The organism is Streptomyces sp. NBC_01244, from assembly GCF_035987325.1.
In the GTDB taxonomy this organism is placed as follows: domain Bacteria; phylum Actinomycetota; class Actinomycetes; order Streptomycetales; family Streptomycetaceae; genus Streptomyces.
Genome location: NZ_CP108488.1, coordinates 4,236,660 through 4,254,967, shown reverse-complemented (window position 1 = coordinate 4,254,967; position 18,308 = coordinate 4,236,660). Strand labels below are relative to the sequence as shown.

15 protein-coding genes and 1 pseudogene are annotated in these 18,308 nt (G+C 72.3%); 5 read left to right on the top strand and 11 right to left on the bottom strand.

Annotation, left to right across the window (positions count from 1 at the left end; genetic code table 11):
- Positions 1 to 40: 40 nt before the first annotated feature.
- Positions 41 to 373, bottom strand: a pseudogene (locus OG247_RS18940) (diguanylate cyclase); the annotation flags it as partial.
- 185 nt (positions 374 to 558) lie between these two features.
- On the opposite strand from OG247_RS18940, the gene OG247_RS18935 reads away from it, so the two are divergent.
- Positions 559 to 1,359 (top strand): VOC family protein, encoded by an 801-nt coding sequence (locus OG247_RS18935; RefSeq protein ID WP_327253367.1) that lies wholly within the window; start codon positions 559 to 561, stop codon positions 1,357 to 1,359.
- A gap of 83 nt (positions 1,360 to 1,442) precedes the next feature.
- Here the strand turns inward: OG247_RS18935 and OG247_RS18930 are convergent, their stop codons facing one another.
- The 4 genes from OG247_RS18930 to OG247_RS18915 all read right to left on the bottom strand — a co-directional run bounded on the left by OG247_RS18930 (position 1,443) and on the right by OG247_RS18915 (position 6,942).
- Entirely contained in the window at positions 1,443 to 2,246 is an 804-nt protein-coding gene (locus OG247_RS18930) for an enoyl-CoA hydratase/isomerase family protein (protein WP_327253366.1), read from the bottom strand.
- A gap of 461 nt (positions 2,247 to 2,707) precedes the next feature.
- Positions 2,708 to 4,942: an acetate--CoA ligase family protein gene (locus tag OG247_RS18925; RefSeq protein ID WP_327253365.1), complete on the bottom strand. Its 2,235-nt coding sequence runs from the start codon at positions 4,940 to 4,942 to the stop codon at positions 2,708 to 2,710.
- A 336-nt stretch (positions 4,943 to 5,278) separates the two neighbouring features.
- Complete coding sequence (locus OG247_RS18920; RefSeq protein ID WP_327253364.1) at positions 5,279 to 5,620, bottom strand: DUF5713 family protein; 342 nt, start codon at positions 5,618 to 5,620, stop codon at positions 5,279 to 5,281.
- 92 nt (positions 5,621 to 5,712) lie between these two features.
- Entirely contained in the window at positions 5,713 to 6,942 is a 1,230-nt protein-coding gene (locus tag OG247_RS18915; protein ID WP_327253363.1) for a flavin-containing monooxygenase, read from the bottom strand.
- A 178-nt stretch (positions 6,943 to 7,120) separates the two neighbouring features.
- On the opposite strand from OG247_RS18915, the gene OG247_RS18910 reads away from it, so the two are divergent.
- On the top strand, positions 7,121 to 7,558 hold the full coding sequence (locus OG247_RS18910; protein WP_327253362.1) for a Zn-ribbon domain-containing OB-fold protein: 438 nt from the start codon (positions 7,121 to 7,123) through the stop codon (positions 7,556 to 7,558).
- A gap of 851 nt (positions 7,559 to 8,409) precedes the next feature.
- Here OG247_RS18910 and OG247_RS18905 read toward each other — a convergent pair.
- The 4 genes from OG247_RS18905 to OG247_RS18890 form a co-directional block, all read right to left on the bottom strand.
- Positions 8,410 to 9,081 (bottom strand): pyridoxine/pyridoxamine 5'-phosphate oxidase, encoded by a 672-nt coding sequence (locus OG247_RS18905; RefSeq protein ID WP_327253361.1) that lies wholly within the window; start codon positions 9,079 to 9,081, stop codon positions 8,410 to 8,412.
- A 137-nt stretch (positions 9,082 to 9,218) separates the two neighbouring features.
- Positions 9,219 to 10,148, bottom strand: a complete 930-nt coding sequence (locus tag OG247_RS18900) for a D-alanyl-D-alanine carboxypeptidase family protein (protein ID WP_327253360.1) — start codon at positions 10,146 to 10,148, stop codon at positions 9,219 to 9,221.
- A 322-nt stretch (positions 10,149 to 10,470) separates the two neighbouring features.
- Positions 10,471 to 11,406 carry a D-alanyl-D-alanine carboxypeptidase family protein gene (locus OG247_RS18895; RefSeq protein WP_327253359.1) on the bottom strand — a complete coding sequence of 312 codons (936 nt, stop codon included), beginning with the start codon at positions 11,404 to 11,406 and terminating at the stop codon, positions 10,471 to 10,473.
- A gap of 96 nt (positions 11,407 to 11,502) precedes the next feature.
- Positions 11,503 to 12,747 (bottom strand): acetyl-CoA acetyltransferase, encoded by a 1,245-nt coding sequence (locus OG247_RS18890; RefSeq protein ID WP_327253358.1) that lies wholly within the window; start codon positions 12,745 to 12,747, stop codon positions 11,503 to 11,505.
- Between the two features lie 139 nt (positions 12,748 to 12,886).
- Between OG247_RS18890 and OG247_RS18885 the strand changes: the two genes are divergently transcribed.
- Together OG247_RS18885 and OG247_RS18880 are read left to right on the top strand one after the other, a co-directional pair.
- Positions 12,887 to 14,125: an acyl-CoA dehydrogenase family protein gene (locus tag OG247_RS18885; protein WP_327253357.1), complete on the top strand. Its 1,239-nt coding sequence runs from the start codon at positions 12,887 to 12,889 to the stop codon at positions 14,123 to 14,125.
- A complete protein-coding gene (locus OG247_RS18880) occupies positions 14,125 to 14,598 on the top strand; it encodes a nitroreductase family deazaflavin-dependent oxidoreductase (protein ID WP_327253356.1) in 474 nt (157 codons plus the stop codon). Before OG247_RS18885 ends, OG247_RS18880 begins: the two co-directional genes overlap by 1 nt.
- Positions 14,599 to 14,755: 157 nt before the next feature.
- On the opposite strand, the gene OG247_RS18875 is transcribed toward OG247_RS18880, so the two are convergent.
- Positions 14,756 to 15,403 (bottom strand): TetR family transcriptional regulator, encoded by a 648-nt coding sequence (locus OG247_RS18875; RefSeq protein WP_250742709.1) that lies wholly within the window; start codon positions 15,401 to 15,403, stop codon positions 14,756 to 14,758.
- A 301-nt stretch (positions 15,404 to 15,704) separates the two neighbouring features.
- On the opposite strand from OG247_RS18875, the gene OG247_RS18870 reads away from it, so the two are divergent.
- The gene (locus OG247_RS18870; RefSeq protein ID WP_327253355.1) at positions 15,705 to 16,505 is read left to right on the top strand and encodes a VOC family protein; all 801 of its coding nucleotides are present in this window, start codon (positions 15,705 to 15,707) and stop codon (positions 16,503 to 16,505) included.
- A 79-nt stretch (positions 16,506 to 16,584) separates the two neighbouring features.
- Here OG247_RS18870 and OG247_RS18865 read toward each other — a convergent pair whose 3' ends face one another.
- Positions 16,585 to 18,243: a hypothetical protein gene (locus OG247_RS18865; protein ID WP_327253354.1), complete on the bottom strand. Its 1,659-nt coding sequence runs from the start codon at positions 18,241 to 18,243 to the stop codon at positions 16,585 to 16,587.
- Positions 18,244 to 18,308 lie beyond the last annotated feature (65 nt).

Genomic DNA, 18,308 nt, shown 5'->3' with positions numbered 1-18,308 from the left:
CGGTTCACCGGCCCTTGGTTCACCGGCCCTTGGTCCGCGGCTACTCCGCCCACGGGGAGTCCAGGATCAGGCGTACGAAGTCCGTGCGCTCGAAACCGGGCACGTGGTGCGCGAGGACGTCGGCCTTGACGTTGCCGAAGGCCGTGCCGGGCTTGGGTGCCACGCCGTCGGCGAAGGCGCGCAGGATGTGCTCCTTGAACCGCGGCCGCGGGTGCAGGGCCACGACCGCCGCGCGGTCCGCCTCGGTGAGGTCGTGGTAACCGATGCCGAGCACGTCGTACTCCACGCCCGCCGTCACCAGCGCCACCTCGGGCTCCATGTGCTCCGGGATCCCCGGGGTGGTGTGCAGGGCGATCGCCGTCCACACCCTCCCGCCATGACCATCGGGCCACACATCCCACAGATACGGACACGGGCGCGGGAGCGGCGCGGCCGTACGGGTGAATCCACCGCCGTGCGGAGTCCCCTGGAGCGCGGGCCCCGGACGGGCTCGGCATGGTGGCGGGGGACCGGAGACAGGACCCCGCCGCAGCAGCGGCGCACGTACAGGAGGACCTCATGCTCGGCACCGATTTCCGCAAGGGATCGCCCAACTGGCTCGACCTCGGGAGCCCCGACACCGACGGGGCCGTCTCGTTCTACACCGGAGTCTTCGGCTGGGAGTTCCTCTCCCTCGGACCGGAGGCGGGCGGCTACGGCTTCTTCCAGATCGACGGCAAGACCGTCGCCGCACTGGGGCCGCTCACCGAGGAGGGCGCCACCCCGGCGTGGATGCTGCACTTCAACACCCCCGGCATCCAAGAGACGGCGGCGGCCGTCAGGGCGGGCGGCGGAGCGGTGCGCATGGAGCCCGGGGACGTCATGGGCGAGGGCTGGCTGGCGCAGTTCACCGACCCGCAGGGCGCGGAGTTCGCCTGCTGGCAGCCGGGGAAGACCGCCGGGCTGGGGCGGACCTCCGAGGTGAACTCCCTGGTCTGGGCGGAACTGCACGCCCCCGACCCGGTCGCGGCCGTCGAGTTCTACGCCGGCCTCTTCGGGTGGCGCTCCGCCGAGATGGAGGCACCCGGGATGACGTACCGGGTGCTGAGCATCGCCGACGGGGACCAGGAGGACGGCTCCTTCGGCGGAGTCGCACCGCAGGGCGACGGCGCGGGCCAGGGGGCCGGGGCGAACGAAGTCCCGCGCTGGGTGCCGTACTTCAACGTCGCCGACGTGGACGCGACCGTGGCCGCCATCCGGGGTGGCGGGGGCTCGGTGCTGATGCCCGCCGCCGACGTCCCGGAGGTCGGCCGGATGGCGTGGACCGCGGACCCGACGGGAGCGGTGTTCGCCCTGCTCACGCCGGACCCGCAGATGTAGCGCCGTTCGTTCGCCTGGACCCGCCTTGAGCCGCCTCACGCCGTGTTGCGGCGGCTGGCGTCGTCTGGCGTCGTTCGCGCCGCCTACCGGCCGAGGTACTTCGGGGTGCGGCGCTCCACGAAGCTCGCGACGCCCTCGTTCGCGTCGGCCGTGCTCATGTTGAGCTCCTGGGCGGTGGCCTCGGCGGCGAGCGCGGTCGCCCGGTCACCGTCCAGGGAGGCGTTGACCAGCTGCTTCGTCAGGGCCAGGGCGCGGGTGGGGCCCTGCGCGAGGCGCTCCGCCCACTCCCGGGCGGTGTCCTCCAGCGCCTCGGCGGGCACCACCTTGTTCACCAGGCCGAGCCGCTCGGCCTCGGCGGCCGGGACGGCGTCCCCGAAGAACATCAGCTCCTTCGCCTTCTGCGGGCCGACGAGGCGGGGGAGCAGGTACGCGCCCCCGCCGTCGGGGACCAGGCCGCGGCGGACGAACACCTCGATGAAGCGGGCCGGTTCGGCGGCGATGACCAGGTCGCAGGCGAGCGCGAGGTGTGCGCCGATGCCGGCCGCGGTGCCGTTCACGGCGGCGATGACCGGCTTCTCGCAGTCGAGCACGGCCGTGATCAGGCGCTGCGCGCCGAGCCGGATCATGCGGGCCACGTCCCCGACCACCCGCTCCGCCGGGGCGGCCGGAGACCCGCGCAGGTCGGCGCCCGCGCAGAAGCCCTTGCCGGTGGCGGTGATGACGACGGCCCGCACGTCGGGATCGGCGGAGGCTTCGGCGAGCAGTCCGATGACGCGCTCGCGCTGGTCCCAGGTGACGGCGTTCACGGCCTCCGGCCGGTTGAGGGTGATCCAGCTGACGCCGCTCTCGAAGCGGTGGAGGACTTCGTCCTCGGGGGTGGGGGCCATGGCGGAACTCCTGTTCGGGGGTGGGGGTCGGTGCCGGGGGCGGGGTGGGGTGTCGGCTTGGACTGCATGATTTAGGCGCCCTCGGCTCTACTTCGCCAGTTGTGGGGTGTACCTGCGCCACACATCACGCTTTACGTCCCGGCCAACACCCCACCCCGCCCCCGTCCCCGACCCGGGCCGCGAGCCTCCGACCGGGTATTTCAGCCGTCCGGCGTTTGAGGACCGGGGCCTGGGGCGGAGCCCCAGGGGTTCGGGCGCAGCCCGGTGCCCCGGCTTTCAGCCCGTCCGGCGTTTGAGGACCGGGTCAGGGCCGGGCCCTGGGAACGGTGGAAGGGCGGGTAGGGGACTTCGCCCGCGCAGCGGGAGCCGGGGTGCGGGGCCGGGGCAGCCGGCCCGGATCCGGCCCGGCGGCCGCCGCGGCGGCCGGTCGGCGCCGAGCACGGACGGCCGGCCACCGGAGGTCAGTGACAGATGGCGAGCGCGTCCAGCGCCACCGCCCCCTGCCCCCGCGGCAGCACCATCAACGGGTTGATGTCCAGCTCGGACAGCTCGTCGCCGAGTTCCATCGCCATCCGCTGGACCCGCAGGATCACCTCCACCAGCGCGTCGACGTCGGCCGGGGGAGCCCCCCGTACGCCCTCCAGCAGCGCGTGCCCGCGCAGCTCCCCGAGCATCGCCCGCGCCTGGTCCTCGCCGAACGGCGGTACTCGTACGGCGACATCGTGCAGCACCTCCACCAGGACCCCGCCCAGCCCGACCGTCACCGTGGGGCCGAAGAGCTCGTCCTGGGTGACCCCGACGACCATCTCGACGCCGCGTTCCACCATCTGGCAGACGAGGATCCCGTCGAGCGGGACGTTCTCGTAGCGTGCGATGTCCGTCAACTCCCGGTAGGCGTCGCGGATCTGGCTCGCCGAGGTCAGCCCGATCTTCACCAGTCCGAGCTCGGTCTTGTGCGCGAGCTGCGGCCCGGAGGCCTTCATGACCACCGGGTAGCCGACCAGTCCGGCGGCCCGTACGGCCGCTGCCGCGCTGGTCACCAGTTGTTCCCGGGGCACCCGTATCCCGTAGGCGCGCAGGAGTTGCTTCGCCGCGTGTTCGCTGAGCTGCTGGCCGGGACGCATGAGGGCCTGGGCCTTGCGGAAGGACGGCGAGGTGGTGCGCGGGGCGTCTTCGAAGGGGGAGCGGTACGCGGCGGTGAAGCGGTGGTGGCCGAGGTACGCGCGGACGGCGGTGATGCAGTTGCCGAAGGTGCGGAAGGTCGCGACCCGGGAGGAGCCGAGGAGCGTGGTGCGGTAGGCCTCCTCCGTGCCGACGGGGGAGCCCCAGATCACGCAGACGAGCTTGTCGGTCTGCTCGGCCGCGTCGACCAGGTCCTGCGCGAGTTTGTCGCTCATGGGAGGGAAGGGGCCCGTGATCGGGCAGATCAGGACGCCTACGGAGGGGTCCGCGAGGATCGCGTCGATGATCTTGCGGCCGCGCCAGTCGCCGACCGGGTGGCCGCCGTTGTCCACGGGGTTGGAGACGCCCAGGTACTCCGGGATCCACTGGTGCAGCTCGTCCTGCTTGGCCTGGGAGAGGGTGGGGATGCTGAGCCCCGCCTCGGTCGCCAGGTCGGAGAAGTGGGCGCCGGTGCCGCCGGAGATGGAGTACACGACCACCCCGTCGGCCAGTGGCTTGCGTGCCCGGGCCAGCAGTGCGGCGGTGTCCTGGAGTTCGTCGAGGCCGTCGACCCGGATGACGCCGAACTGCCGCATCGCGGCGTCCACGACGGTGTCCGCGCCGGTCAGCTTTCCGGTGTGCGAGGCGGCCATGCGGGCGCCGGTCTCGGTGCGGCCGACCTTCACGGCGACGACGGGCACGCCGTTGCGGGCGGCCCGGTCGGCGGCGAGGAGGAACTGCCGGCCGTCTTTGAGGCCTTCCACGTAGCAGGCGATGGCCCCGACCTCGGGCTGCTCGGCGAAGTAGGAGATGAAGTCGGAGGTCTCGAGGTCGGCCTCGTTGCCGGTGGGCGCCCAGTGGGAGAGGCGGATGCCCAGCTCCTGGAGGGTGTAGACCGGCCGGCCCTGGTGGCCGGACTGGGTGATGAGCGCGATGGCCGGGCCGTCGAGGTCGTCGCGGAACTTCTCGAAGGCGTTGAGGTTCGTGTTGGGGCCCAGGAGGCGCAGGCCGGAGCGCCGTACCGCGGCGCCCAGGCGGGCCTGTGCGGCGGCCCCCTCGTCGCCGGTCTCGGCGAAGCCGGAGGCGAAGGCGACGGCGAACTTCACCTTGGCCTCGGCGAGCTGCTCCACGACGGGAAGCGGATCGGCCACGAGGAGGACGGCGAGGTCCACCTGCTCGGGCAGGTCGGCCACGGAGGCGTGGCACGGCAGCCCGAACACCGTGGTCCGGGTCGGGTGCACGGGGTGCAGCCGGGCACCGACGCGTTCCGCCCAGGCGATGAGCTGGCGGGTGATGCCGGTGTTCGGTCTGCCGTCGGCGTCCGAGGCGCCGATGACCGCCACGGACTCGGGCCGGAAGAACCGGTCCAGGTCGGGGGCGTCGGCGTGCAGGGGCCGACCGCTGACGTCCAGCGCGACCGTGTCCTCGGCGGACGGAGCCGCTGTGGAGTGGACGGCCGTCCTGGGGGTCTCCCCGCAGGCCTCGACACGTGCGCGGAAGTCGGTGGTGAGGGTGCCGTGAGTAGATCCAAGCATCGTTCCGCCCGCTCCTGCTCGATGAACCTCGACGAATCTCAATAACTGACGCGTAGTCAGATTACTGAACTGACGTGCCGTCAGGAACAGGGATGCACAGGAAAGCTGGTGGAGGTGCTGTGTGGAACACGCACGGCCCGGCTCCCGAGCACGCTTCGGGGCGGCCCGGGGGCGGTTCCCGCGATGGTCTCGGGATGGCTTTCGGGGCCGCTCTGGGAACGGTCCCAGATCACCGGGGGCCGGTCCAGACCATTATTCGGCCGAGGTCAGGGCGCCGGGGCGGCCCCGCGGGGGCGCCTGCCCCCACCCGGCCGGCCCCCTCGCTCCCGGAGCTCCTCACCACTCCCGGGGGGCGATGAGCGCCTCGACGTCCGCATCCGTGAATCCGTATGCGGAGGCCACGAACGCGAAGTCCTCGGCTATCTCCTCGCGCGCCACGGTCTCGATTTCGCTCCCCGCGGCCTCGAACTCCGCCTCCAGCAGGTTGAACTCCTCGGTCGCCGCCCCCGTCAGCACGTACAGCGCGGCCAGGCCCGAGGGCTGCTCGGCCTCGATGCGCGCGCACAGGCGCAGCAGGATGCCCCGGCCCTTGTCGAGGACGTGACCCGGGTAGTACGCGTCCCGGTAGAGCGGCTCCAGGAAGGAGCGGGCTGCCACTTGCTGGTTCGTGATCGACATGGTGATCCCCCATGGTTCCGTCGGCGGTGCGACATACCGATGCTGCACCAGGCCGCTGACAACGGTCACGCGGCTGATCCGAACGGGACCGCCTAGGTGCGGACCGTTCGGGCGATGGCCTTGGCGATCTTTTCGGCGTCCAGGGCCAGTTCGCGGATGTTGCCGCTGATGGGGTTGGTGAAGCCGGTGAAGTAGAGGCCCGGGGCGTTCGGCGGGGTGGTCGCGCCGTGGGTGCGGGGGCGGCCGCGGTCGTCCAGGACGTCGAGGTCGCCGAGCAGGCCTTCCAGGGCGCGGCGGTAGCCGGTGGCCGCGATCACGGCGTCCGGGGTGATCCGGGAGCCGTCCGAGAGGACCACCTCGGCTCCGTCGAAGGACTCGACGGCGGCCACGGGCTCAACCCGGCCCGTACGGACCGCGTCGATCAGGCCGACGTCCTGGAGCGGGATCGACCCCTGCTTGACCCTGCTGTACAGGCCGGTGGTGGGGCGCGGGAGGCCGTACGCGGACAGGTCCGGGACCGAGGCCTTGCCGACGATCGCGCCGAGCCGGTCGACGAGCCGGACGGGCAGGTGCCGGACCAGGATCCCGGTCCGCTGCGAGGGCCAGCCGGCGGTGGAGCGGCGCAGAATGTGCGGGGCCGTGCGCACCGCGAGCCGGACCCGGGCGGCGCCGCCCTCGGCGAGGTCGACCGCTATCTCGGCGCCGGTGTTGCCGACGCCGACGACGAGGACGTCCTGGCCGGCGTAGGGGGCGGGGTTGCGGTACTCGGCGGCGTGGGCGAGGGGGCCCGGGTAGGCATCCCGGCCGGGCCAGTCGGGGATCAGGGGGGTGTGGTTGTACCCGGTCGCGACCACCACCGCCCGGGCCGCCATGACGCGGCCGCCGGTGGCGTGCAGGGTCCAGCCGGGGGCTTCGGGGAGGGAGGTCGCGGAGTCCGCGGAGTCCGTGGGGTTCGCTGAGTTCGCGGAGTTCGTGGAGGGCTCGATGCGGGTCACCTCGATGCCGGTGGCTATCTCCAGCTCGTGGAACTCGGCGTACTTCTCCAGGTAGCGCACCACGTTCTCGCGGGCCACCCAGCGGCCGAAGCGGCGCGGCATGGCCAGGCCCGGGAGGGCGGAGAGCCGGCGCGTGGTGTGCAGGTGGAGGCGGTCGTAGTGCCTGCGCCAGGAAGCGCCGACCGACTCCGACTTCTCCACGACCACCGCGCGGATCCCGCGGGCGCGCAGCGCGGCGGCGACGGCGAGGCCGCCGGGGCCGGCGCCGATCACGTAGACCGGGCGGGGCTGGGTGGACAGGTCGGGTGCTGCGGGGACTCCGGGCATGAGGTGTGAGCGTATCGCCGTACGGGGGCGGTGGGTCTCGGACGAGGAGGGAATCGGTTGCGGATCGATTACGGGGAGTGGTGGGGTGGGTGGGCGTCGTGGGTGGGGACTTGTGGGATGGGGTCGGATCCGGTGAACTGACGGTACGTCAGGTTCGGTGTCCCGGAGGAGTGGTGTCGTGAGTACTGGAGTCGGTACGGCTGCGCGGTTCGACCTGCCGGAGATCGACGAGTTCACGCGGCCGTACTGGGACGCGGCGGCGGAGGGACGGCTGTTGCTGCGCCGCTGCGGGGAATGCGGGAAGGCGCACCACTACCCGCGGGAGTTCTGCCCGGCCTGCTGGGCGGGGGAGGATCGGGTGACGTGGGAGACGGCGAGCGGGCGGGCCACGCTCTACACCTGGTCGGTGATCCACCGCAGCGACCTGCCGCCCTTCGGGGAGCGGGTGCCGTACGTGGCGGCGGTGGTGGACCTCGCGGAGGGGCCGCGGATGATGACCGAGGTCGTCGGTGCGGAGGGGGCGGAGCTGCGGGTGGGGATGGACCTGGTGGTGACCTTCCGGGAGGCGGCGGAGGGGGTCTGGGTGGCGGTCTTCTCCGCTTGCGCGGTGGCTTGACCGGCCGGGGTGTCCTGACCAGCCGGTCCGACCTGGCGGGCCTCTCCTGGCCGGCTCGACTGGCCTGACTGGCCTGACTGGCCTGACCGGTTCGACTGGTCTGACCGGCCTGGGTGGGGTGCGGGGGCCGGGTGGTCGGCCCTGCGGGGGCGGAGTCCCCTACCCGCCCTTCGCCCGTTCCCCGGGCGCTGCCCGGAGCCCGGTCCTCAAGCGCCGGACGGGCTGGGAGGGGTGCCGGGCTGCGCCCGGACCCCCTGGGGCTCCGCCCCAGACCCCGGTCCTCAAACGCCGGACGGCTGAAAGGCCCCATGCGCCGGACGGCTGAAGAGCCCCGGCCGCCGGGTGGCTGTAGAGCCCTGGACGCCGGGGGCTGAGATGCCGCATGCGCCGGGCGGTTGAGAAGCCCCGGCCGTCGGGCGGCCGAGGAGCCTCGGGCGTCGGGCGGCCGAGGAGGCCTGGACGCCGGGTGCCCGAGGAGGCCTGGCCGCCGGTTGGCTGTAGAGCCCGGCTGTCGGGACTGAGATGCCGCATGCGCCGGGCAGCTGAGAAGCCCTGGCCGCCGGGCCGCCGAAGAGCCCTGGCCGGCCGGCGGCCGAAGAGCCCTGGCCGGCCGGCGGCCGAAGAGCCCTGGCCGGCCGGCGGCCGAAGAGCCCTGGCCGGCCGGCGGCCGAAGAGCCCCGGCCGGCGGGCGGCCGAAGAGGCTCGATCGGCGGGCGGCCGAAGAGGCTCGATCGGCGGGTGGCCGAAGAGCTCCGGCCGGCGGGCGGCCGTAGAGGCTTGATCGGCGGATGGACGAGGAGGGCAAGCGCCGTTGGGGCTGGATCTGCGGGTATGTGTGTGGGCCGGGGCGGTCAGGGCCACAGGAGGTGGTGGGTCCAGGGGGTGGTGGGGGTGCGGGTGTACTGGAGGCGGGTGTGGAGGCGGGCCGCGTCGCCCTGGAAGAACTCGATCTCCGTGGGGGAGAGGACGTACCGGGTCCACGTCGGCGCCGGGGCGTCCGGCTCCGCGCCCGCCCGTGCCCAGGACTCCGCCGCGACGGCGGCCAGTTCCTCGCGGGATGCCAGGACCTCGCTCTGCCGGCCCGTCAGTGCCGCGGCCAGCGCGCCGCGGGTGCGGGCCGCCAAGTCCGCCCGGCTCTCTGTCGCGTCGCACGCGGTGACCCGTCCCCGGATGCGGATCTGGCGGGCCACCGCCGGCCAGTAGAAGCCCAGCGCGGCCGCCGGCTGCCCGGCCAGCTGCCGGCCCTTCGTGCTGGTGGAGTGCGAGGCGAAGTGCAGGCCGCGCTCGTCGGCGTCGTGCAGCATGAGCGTCCGTACGTCGGGCCGCCCGTCCGCGTCCACCGTCGCCAGGCTCATCGTGTGAGGCTCGGGCTGCCCCGCCTTGGCGGCGTGCGTGAACCAGTCCCGGAACAGCTCGAGCGGGTCGGCCGGCGCGGCGGCCGTGTCGAAGGAGGGCAGCGGGCCGTCCCAGACGCGCAGGGAGTGCAGGGTGGTGTGGAAGTCGGCGTTCACGTCGCTCGTCATGGCTCAATCGAACACCACGCGGCCGCGGCGGCACCACGAGAAAACCGAACGGGGGCGCCCCGGCCGGCCTGTTCGGCCGGGCGGAGCGCCCCCGTGGACGTCTGCGCGTTTCAGCAGGGCGTCAGGGCGTCACGACATCAGTCGAGGACGTCCGGGATGGGCTCGGTGGCGCTGCGCTGCAGCGACGAGGTGGCGGCCGGGCCGGCGGCCCAGTCGATGAGCTTGATCGCGTCCGCGTAGCGCTCCTCGTCCTTCAGCAGGACGCCGATGACGGTCTTGCCGTTGCGGGTGGCGGCGAAGACGATGCACTTGCCCGCGGCCGTGCCGGTGCCGGTCTTGACGCCGATGGCGCCCGGGATCCCGTAGCCGGTGGGGCGGGGCTGGATCAGCAGGTTGGTGTTCTTCCACGTGGCGACGGTGGACGTGCCGCCGCTGCTGTACGCGGTGGTCTTCACGATCGCCTTGAAGTGGGTGTAGCGCATCGCGGTACGAGTGAGCTTCGCGAGGTCGCGCGCGGTGATGTAGTTGTTGCCGCGCGAGATGCCGTCGAAGGTGTCGTAGTGCGTGTTGGTCATGCCAAGGTCTTTCGCCTTGGTGTTCATCTTCGAGATGAAGCTCTGGACGCGTGCCGCCCTGGTGGAGCCCTGTCCGAAGGTGTCGGCGAGCGCGTACGCCGCGTCGCAGCCCGAGGGCAGCATCATCGCGTACAGCAGCTGGCGGACGGTGGGGGTGGCGCCGGCCTTCAGGTAGGCCGAGCTCGCGCCCTCCCGGGCGACGTAGTTCAGGTGCTCCTGCTGGATTGTGACCTTCTTGTCGAGGTCGAGGCTCGACCTGGTGAGGACGACCAGGGCCGTCATGATCTTCGTGGTACTGGCCCCCTCACGCTTGGTGTCGCCCCCCTTGCTGGTGAGCGTGGCACCCGTGGAGGCGTCCATCACGAAGGCGGACGCGGCGGTGGTCGGCGGTGCGGCGACGGCCTCGGCCGGCGAGGCGACCGTCAGGAGCGCGCCGGTGGCGACGGTGATGGCGAGAGCGGCGCGCGAACGCCGCAGCAGGTTCGATATCAAGTCAATTCCCGTGATGGCTGGAAGTTCCCCGAAGGGGCTGTGGACACCTGAGTGCCGGCCCCTCCGGGAGCTTACGCAGCCGGACCGACAAGCTGATCAGTCCCGTCCGGGAATGATGGTGCCCGAGGAGCAGAACAGCCGCCCGCGCCCGGGGCAATGGGACCCTATGGGCGAGTTGCTCCCTGTTTGTGTGCGTGGCCCGCGCCCACCTCGCCGCGGGGGACGACGAACGGGGGCGCCCCGCCCGGCCGGAGAGACCGGGTGGAGCGCCCCCGTGGACGTCACGGCATCAGGGCGGTCATGGCGTCAGGACGTCACTGCATCAGTCGAGGACGTCCGGGATGTGCTCGGTGGTGGTGCGCTTGGTCGTGGCACCGGTGGGCGCGCCGAGGGCCCAGTTGGTGAGCTTGATCGCGTCCGGGTAGCGGTCGTCGGACTTCAGCAGGACACCGATGATCGTCTTGCCGTTGCGGGTCACGGAGAAGACGAGGCACTGGCCTGCGGCCGTACCGGAACCCGTCTTGACGCCGATCGCGCCCGGGGTCTGGGTCTGGTAGGCGTGTCCGGGCTTGATGAGCAGGTTGGTGTTCAGCCACGTGCCGACCGTGGAGGTGCCGTCGCTGCTGTAGGAGGAGGTCTTCACGACCGACTTGAAGGTGGTGCCCTTCATCGCGGCCCGGGTGAGCTTCGCGAGGTCGCGGGCGGTGGAGAGGCCCTTCCCCGTCGGGGAGATGCCGTCGAAGCTGTCGTAGGTGGTGTTGGCCATGCCGAGGGTCTTCGCCTTGGCGTTCATCTTCGCGATGAAGTCCTTGACGCGGTCCGCCCGGGTCGTGCCCGAGCCGAAGGTGTCTGCGAGCGCGTAGGCGGCGTCGCAGCCCGAGGGCAGCATCATCCCGTACAGCAGGCGGCGGACGGTGGGGGTGGCGCCTGCCTTCAGGCCGGCCGAACTCCCGCCCTCCCGGTATACGTAGTCCAGGTACTCCTGCTGGACGGTGACCCGCTTGTTGAGGTCGAGGCCCGGCGTGGTGAGGACGACGTAGGCCGTCATGATCTTCGTGGTGCTGGCGACCTCGCGCTTGGTGTCGCCGAGCTTGCTGGAGAGCGTGGCACCCGTGGTGCCGTCCATCAGGAAGGCCGAGGCGGCGAGGGTCGGCGGCCCGGAGACGGCCTGGGCCGGAGCGGCGACCGTCAGCAGGGCGCCGGTGGCGACGGTGATGGCGAGAGCGGCGCGCGAACGCCGCAGCAGGTTCGATATCAAGTCAGTTCCCGTGATGGCTGGAGATTCCCCGTAGGGGCCGGGACACCGAGGTGTCCGGCCCCTCCGGGAGCTTAAAAAGCCGCAACGACAAGAGGGTCAGTCCCGTCCGAGAATGATGGTGCCCGACGAGCAGAACCATCCGCCCGTGCCCGAGGCGATGGCCACCTGTGGGAGGGATCCACCGCGTCTGCGCACTTGGCCCTCGCCCGCCTCGCCACGGAGTTGGCGTACCGCCTCGACCAACAGGAACAGGCCGCGCATGCCGGGATGGCAGGCGGAGAGTCCGCCGCCGTCCGTATTGACCGGGAATTCGCCGTCCCGCAGGAGGCGGCCTTTCTCCACGAATGCGCCGCCCTCGCCCTTTGCGCAGAAGCCCAGGTCCTCCAGCGTGACCAGCGTCATATAGGTGAAGGCGTCGTAGATTTCGGCGAGGTCGACATCCGCCGGGGTGAGCCCGGCGCGGGCGAAGGCCCGGCGGCCCGAGACGGCCGCGGGGGAGACGGTGAAGTCCTCCCACTCCGACATCGTGGTGTGCGAGACGGCGGTTCCGGAGCCCAGGATCCACACGGGCTCCTTGGCCGTGTCCGGTACGTAGTCCTCCGCGGCCAGCAGCACCGCGCAGCCGCCGTCCGAGCGGATGCAGCAGTTCAGCTTGGTGAAGGGGTCCGCGATCATCCCGGAGGACAGGACGTCGTCGACGGTGATGGGGTCGCGGAACATCGCGTCCGGGTTGGTGGCGGCGTTCGCCCGTGCCTGCACCGCCACTTCGGCGAGCTGCTCCAGCGTCGTGCCGTACTCGTGCATGTGGCGGCGCGCGGCCATCGCGTACTTGGAGACCAGCGTGTGCCCGTACGGGACCTCGAACTGCAGCGGTCCGCGCGCCCCGAAGGAGAGGTTCGAGGTCCGGCGGCGGGCCTTGATGTCGGCGCGCGCGGTGGATCCGTAGACGAGGAGGACCGCGTTGGCGTGGCCGGCGGCGATGGCGTCGGCGGCGTGGGCGGCCATGACCTCCCAGGTGGAGCCGCCGACCGACGTGGAGTCGACCCAGGTGGGGCGCAGGCCCAGGTACTCGGCGACCTCCACGGGCGCCAGGATGCCGAGCCCGGCCGAGGCGAAGCCGTCGATCACCGACCGGTCCAGACCGGAGTCGGCCAGGGCCCGGCGGGCGGCCTGCGCGTGCAGGGCGTACGGGGTGGGGCCGTCCACCCGGCCGCAGTCCGAGAGGGCGACGCCGACGACGGCGACCCGGCGGGGCCGGGCCTGAGGGCCGGCGGTGGCGGAGGCGGAGGTGGTGGCGGAGGCGGAGGCGGAGGCGGAGAGGGGTCCAGGCGTGGCAGGCATGGAGCCGACGGTACAACTGACGTACCGTCAGATGCTAGAGGTGCCCCACCTCCGCCCTCTTCGGAGGGTCCGCCCCCTGTGCTTATGGCGCCGCTCGCCCTAACATGACGGCCCGTCAGATACGGGGAGGAGCCCGACGATGGATGCCGCCTTCACCGCGGAGCAGGACGAGATGCGACGTACCCTGCGCGAGATCCTGGGCAAACGCTGCGGCCCGGACGAGGTCAAGGCCGCCGTCCGCACCGACGCCGGACACGGCCGGGAGCTCTGGCAGCAGCTCGCCCGGCAGATCGGACTGCCGGGCATCGCCGTGGCCGAGGAGTACGGGGGCGTCGGCTGCGCCCCCGCCGACCTGGTCCTGGCCTGCGAGGAGACCGGGCGGGTGCTGCTGCCCTCGCCGCTGCTGGCCACCGCCGTGCTCGCCGTGCCGCTGGTCACCGCCCTGGGGGCCGGCGCCCAGCGCTCCGCCCTGCTCCCGCCGCTCGCGGCGGGCGGGCTCACCGCCGCCCTCGCCGTACCCGGCCCCGCCCTGGCCACCGCCCTCGCGCTGACCGGGGACAACGCCCCGGGCGAATGGGCCGGCGGCGGTCGCGCCGGCGGGGTGCAGGCCCGCGCCGTGGACGGCGGCTGGCGGCTGTACGGGGAGGTCGCCCAGGTGCTCGACGGGCACAGCGCCTCGCTGCTGCTGGTCGCCGCGCACACGGGAGGCTTCGCCCGCAGCCGGACCCTGCTGTTCCTCGTACGGGAGGACGCGGCCGGCCTCGTACGGACGCGGCAGGCCACCCTGGACGAGACCCGCCCGCAGGGGCGCATCCAACTCCGCGACGTCGAAGCCGAGTTGCTGGGAGGTGAAGACGCCGACGTGGCCGGAGCGCTCGCCGCCACCGGGCGCGGCGCCGCGGCCGTCCTGGCCGCCGAGGCGGTCGGCGCGGCCGGGCAGGCGCTCGCCCGGACCGTGGAGTACGTACGGCAGCGCGAGCAGTTCGGCCGGGCCATCGGCTCGTTCCAGGCGGTCAAGCACCGCCTCGCCGACCTCTACGTACAGGTCCAGGCGGCCCGCTCGGCCGCCTACTACGCCGCCTGGGACCCGGAGCAGGGCGGACTCGCCCTGGCCCAGGCCCTGGAAGCGCTGCGGATCACCGCCGGCGAGGCCATCCAGCTGCACGGCGGCATCGGCTTCACCTGGGAGCACGACGCGCACCTCTACTTCAAGCGGGCGGCCGCCGACGAACTGCTCTTCGGCCCCGTCCACCGGCTGCGCGCCCATGCCGCGGAAGCCGCCGGGCTGTTCGCCCCCGCGGCCTCCGCCTCCGCCCCCGTATCCGCACCAGCCCCCGCCCCTGCCCCTGCCCCACGGAACGAGAAGGTGGCCGTCTGATGGCGCCCGGAGTCAAGCTGATGCAGAAGGTCTCCTCGACCATGCTGTTCGCCAAGATCGCACCGCACTTCATCCCCGCCATGGACAAGGCGGTGCACAAGCTGACCCGCGGCAAGGTCATCCTCAGCGCCCAGATGCTCCCCGGCGTGATCCTCACCGCCAAGGGAGCCAAGACCGGCGAACCGCGCACCACCCCGCTCGCGTGCATGCCGGAGCAGGACGGGGCGAGCTGGATCCTGATCGGCTCGAACTTCGGCCGCCCCGGACACCCGGCATGGACCGGGAACCTGCTCAAGAACCCTGACGCGGACGTGAGTTGGAAAGGCCAGGACATCGCCGTACGCGCCCGCCTGCTGGCGGGTGAGGAACGTGCGGCGGCGTGGCAGGCGGTGCTGAAGTTCTGGCCGCCGTACGCGGCCTACCAGGCGCGGATCGAGCGCGAGATCCGGTTGTTCCGCCTGGAGCGTCGCTGATCGAGGCGGACGTCCCGTGGTGGGCGTCCCGCAGTGGTCATCCCATAGCGGGCGGAAGTCCCGTAGCGGAGATCCCGTAGCGGGGGTTCCGTAAGGGGTGAGAGTGGCGGCGCGAGCGGCCGCCGAAGGCGCGGCGGACCCCGTGGGGGTCCGCCGCTTACTTCGTGGGCTTCTTGCCCGTGATGCCCAGGTGGACGAGGAGCGCCAGGTTCGGCTTCAGTTCCGCCTGCTTGACGCCCCAGGTCTGGAAGCCCTTCTGGTGCGAGGCGACCGCCGCGAGCATGGCGACCAGCGAACCGGCCATCGCCGCCGGGCTCACGTCCTTGTCGACCTTGCCCTTGGCCTGGAGCTCCTTCATCGATTCCGTGAGGGAGTTGGTGACGGAGTTGAGGATCTTCATGCGGATCTTGTAGAACCGCTTGTCGCCCTCGGCCGCGCCGAGGTCGACGACCCGCAGGATCGCGTCGTTGCGCCGCCAGAACTCCAGGAAGCCGTCCACGAGTTCCTCGGCCGCCGCCCAACCCGCCTTGCCGACCCACGCGCGCCCCTCGACCAGCGAGGTCAGTTGCGCACCCTCGTTGGCCATGCGCTCCGCGATCTCCAGGACGGCACCTTCGACGTCCGGGAAGTACTGGTAGAAGGTCGCGGGGGAGGTACCGGCCTTGCGGGCGACGTCGATCACTTTGACGTCGCGGTACGGCGAGGAGCTGAGCATCTCGCTGAGGCAGTCGAGCAGCTTCTGCCTCGTCGCCTGACCGCGCCGGCCGGCAACGCGGCCGTCGACGGTGCGTACTTGTCCTGTCATGCCGTCAGCTTACCGAGGGGTGATCGGCGCGCGATTCGGCCGCCTGCAAATGGGGTTACGGGACGCCTGGCCTGGGCGTAAGCCCCTCCCGACCCGTCACCGCGACGGATTCCGGCCGGGCGGGCGCCGCGGGCGCGCCGTCCCGGTTGGTGCCCTATCCCCCGAATAGTCTTATCAACAGGCTGTGGACAAGTTTTCGGGCACATCATGATCCGGAGGACATGGCTGGGCGAGCGAGGCAGAACGTGCGCGGAGGGTGCACACCCTTGCACACCCCCGCACAACGGAAGGAACCGGGCTCATGGCAGCATTCGCGGAAGGCTCACCCTGCTGGGTCGACGCCTCCCTGCCGGACGTGGAAGCCGGCAAGCGCTTCTACGGTGAGCTCTTCGGGTGGACCTTCGCCGACAGCGCGGGAGCCGAGTACGGCCACTACACCCAGGCCTACAGCCGCGGCCGCAACGTCGCCGCCCTCGCCCCCAAGCCCGACGGCCGGATGCCGACCGTCTGGGGGATCTACCTCTACACCACCGACGCGTACGCCTGCGCCCAGCGCATCCGTGCCGCCGGCGGCCAGCTGGTGATGGACCCGATGCCGGTCGGCCCCTACGGGACCGCCGCGATGGCCGCCGACCCGGGAGGGGCCGTCTTCGGGCTGTGGCAGCCCGGCACCCACCACGGCTTCGACGCCCAGAACGAGCCCTACACGTACTGCTGGTCCGAGGTCTACACGCGGGCCCGCGACGCCGTGGACGTCTTCTACGCCAAGGTCTTCGGCTACGTCCCCGAGGACCAGAACGACGCCGAGACCGGCATCGAGTACCGCGTCTGGTCCCCGCCGGGCAAGGCGCCCGGCTCGGAGACCGCCGTCCTGGGGCGCAGCCTCATCACCGACGCCTTCCCGGAGATCATGCCCGCGCACTTCCTCGCGTACTTCGCCGTCCCGGACTGCGACCAGTCCGTGGCGATGGTGCAGCGCCTCGGCGGCCGGGTCACCGCAGACCCCTTCGACACCCCGTACGGGCGCATCGCGGTGGTCGCGGACAACCAGGGCGCGGTCTTCGGGCTGCTCTCGGAGCCGCGGACGAGGACGGGCGGCTAGGGCTGCGAGCGGGCGGTGAGCGGGCGGTGAGCGGGCTGCCCGCTGGCTGCCAGCGGGCAGCCAGCGGGCTGAGGGCGGGCTACGGGTTCACCGTGACCTGCTCCCGCCGGCTCTTGGCGTTGAAGTGCTTGCCGTCGACGTCGCTGAAGCGGGCGATCCAGGTACCGGTCCCGGCAGCGGTGAAGGTGTGGGCGAAGGTGCCGTCCGCGGCGGTCTTCGCGTAGCCCTGGTAGACGTAGTCCCGGCTGCCGGCGGGCTGGAAGTAGAAGAGCACCATCCGGTCGCCGTAGGCCCTCGCCGGGCTCTCGTGCCGCAGGGTGCCCGTGAGGGTGAAGGGCCGGCCCTTGCGCACCGGCTCCGGCTCCGCGCCGAACCCCGTGAACTCCGTCTCCGTCCGGGTCAACCGCACCGGCTCGGTGACGGAGCCCTCGATGCGCGGCGCGGCGGCGTACCGGAGCCGCCAGTAGCCGTCCGTCTCGCCCGGCAGGGTCCGGTCGAACCGGTCTGAGCCGGATTCGACGGTGAAGGCCGTGCGCGTCGTCCAGTCCGTCTTGCCGTCGGCCGAGTACTGCACCTCGACACCGGTGACGGTCCGGCTGAGGGGCTTGTGGGCGAGGGCCCCGGTGAACGTCACGCGCCGGGCGGAGTCGATCGTGGCCTTGACGTCCGTGAAGTAGCCGCCCTCGACGACCTCGGCCTCCGTGTCGGCGATCGCGTACTGCAGCCACGGGGACCTGCCGCCCGCCCAGGTGGTTTTCACCGGGCGGTCATGGACCATCCGCAGCTGCCGCTCGAACCGGCCGTCCGCATCCGTCCTGGGCTCACCGGTGAGGTCCGCGAGCATCGGCGTGCCCTCGGGGACGGGCTTGCGCGTGCCGTCCGCGGCGATCCTGACGGCCTGCCCCGTGATCTTGGCCGTCGATCCGTAGCGGGCCTTGATCTTCCGGGACCCGGGGTCGAGGACGATCTCGGCCTTCCGGCGGACCGAGCGCGCGGTTTCGCCGCCGCCGCCGGCGCTCAGGTCCGGGGTGTCCAGGACGTCGACGCGCACCTCGGTGTGGTTCTCCGTACCGCGGAAGGTGAACGGGGAGGACAGGTGGCCCTGCGCGTCCGTGGTCGCCTCCTGCGAGGTGCGCTCACCGGAGAGGCGGACCTTGGTGTTCTTCAGCGGGGCGCTCGCCCCGGTCCGCGGGTCGAAGGTGGTGACGTCCGCCGACACGGTGGTCTCGAGATCGTCGAGGGACACCCCGTCCGCCGCGTCGACCTTGGTGACCACCGCCCGCAGCCGGTAGTCGAAGTCCCCGCAGACGACGGGACCGGCTTCGGGGCCGACTTCGAGCGTGTAGATCCCGAGGCCGGCCGGCTTGAGCGGCTCCGAGACCAGCTGGAAGCCGGGGAGGATGCCGTCCGGGTCGGTCACCTTGCGGAACGTGCCGACGGAGGCGACGCGCAGTCCCGTCTTCCCGTCCCGCAGGTGGACGACGAGGCCGTCGGGGACGCCCGTCCCGTCCGACTCGCTGGAGACGACGAGGGAGCCGTCCTGCCGGGCGGACATCTCCGGCGGGCAGGGAGCGGACGCGGCCTGCGCCGGTACGCCCTGCACCGGCCCCGTCACGGACGCGGCCTGCGCGGTTCCCCGTATGACGGCGGCCTGCGCCGCCCCCGGTATGGCCTGCGCCGCCTCCGCAACGGCCAGGCCCCCGAGCACGGTTGTGGTGACGACGATGGCTGAAGTCAAACGGTGACGCACGGATCCCCCCGGACAACGACGAGCTGAACGGCTACTAGACCCGCGACACCCCC

Bases quoted from the DNA above. Each gene is read 5' to 3' on its own strand.
- OG247_RS18935 (WP_327253367.1), top strand. From the start codon at position 559: ATGCTCGGCACCGATTTCCGCAAGGGATCGCCCAACTGGCTCGACCTC.
- OG247_RS18930 (WP_327253366.1), bottom strand. From the start codon at position 2,246: ATGGCCCCCACCCCCGAGGACGAAGTCCTCCACCGCTTCGAGAGCGGC.
- OG247_RS18925 (WP_327253365.1), bottom strand. From the start codon at position 4,942: ATGCTTGGATCTACTCACGGCACCCTCACCACCGACTTCCGCGCACGT.
- OG247_RS18920 (WP_327253364.1), bottom strand. From the start codon at position 5,620: ATGTCGATCACGAACCAGCAAGTGGCAGCCCGCTCCTTCCTGGAGCCG.
- OG247_RS18915 (WP_327253363.1), bottom strand. From the start codon at position 6,942: ATGCCCGGAGTCCCCGCAGCACCCGACCTGTCCACCCAGCCCCGCCCG.
- OG247_RS18905 (WP_327253361.1), bottom strand. From the start codon at position 9,081: ATGACGAGCGACGTGAACGCCGACTTCCACACCACCCTGCACTCCCTG.
- OG247_RS18890 (WP_327253358.1), bottom strand. From the start codon at position 12,747: ATGCCTGCCACGCCTGGACCCCTCTCCGCCTCCGCCTCCGCCTCCGCC.
- OG247_RS18885 (WP_327253357.1), top strand. From the start codon at position 12,887: ATGGATGCCGCCTTCACCGCGGAGCAGGACGAGATGCGACGTACCCTG.
- OG247_RS18880 (WP_327253356.1), top strand. From the start codon at position 14,125: ATGGCGCCCGGAGTCAAGCTGATGCAGAAGGTCTCCTCGACCATGCTG.
- OG247_RS18875 (WP_250742709.1), bottom strand. From the start codon at position 15,403: ATGACAGGACAAGTACGCACCGTCGACGGCCGCGTTGCCGGCCGGCGC.
- OG247_RS18870 (WP_327253355.1), top strand. From the start codon at position 15,705: ATGGCAGCATTCGCGGAAGGCTCACCCTGCTGGGTCGACGCCTCCCTG.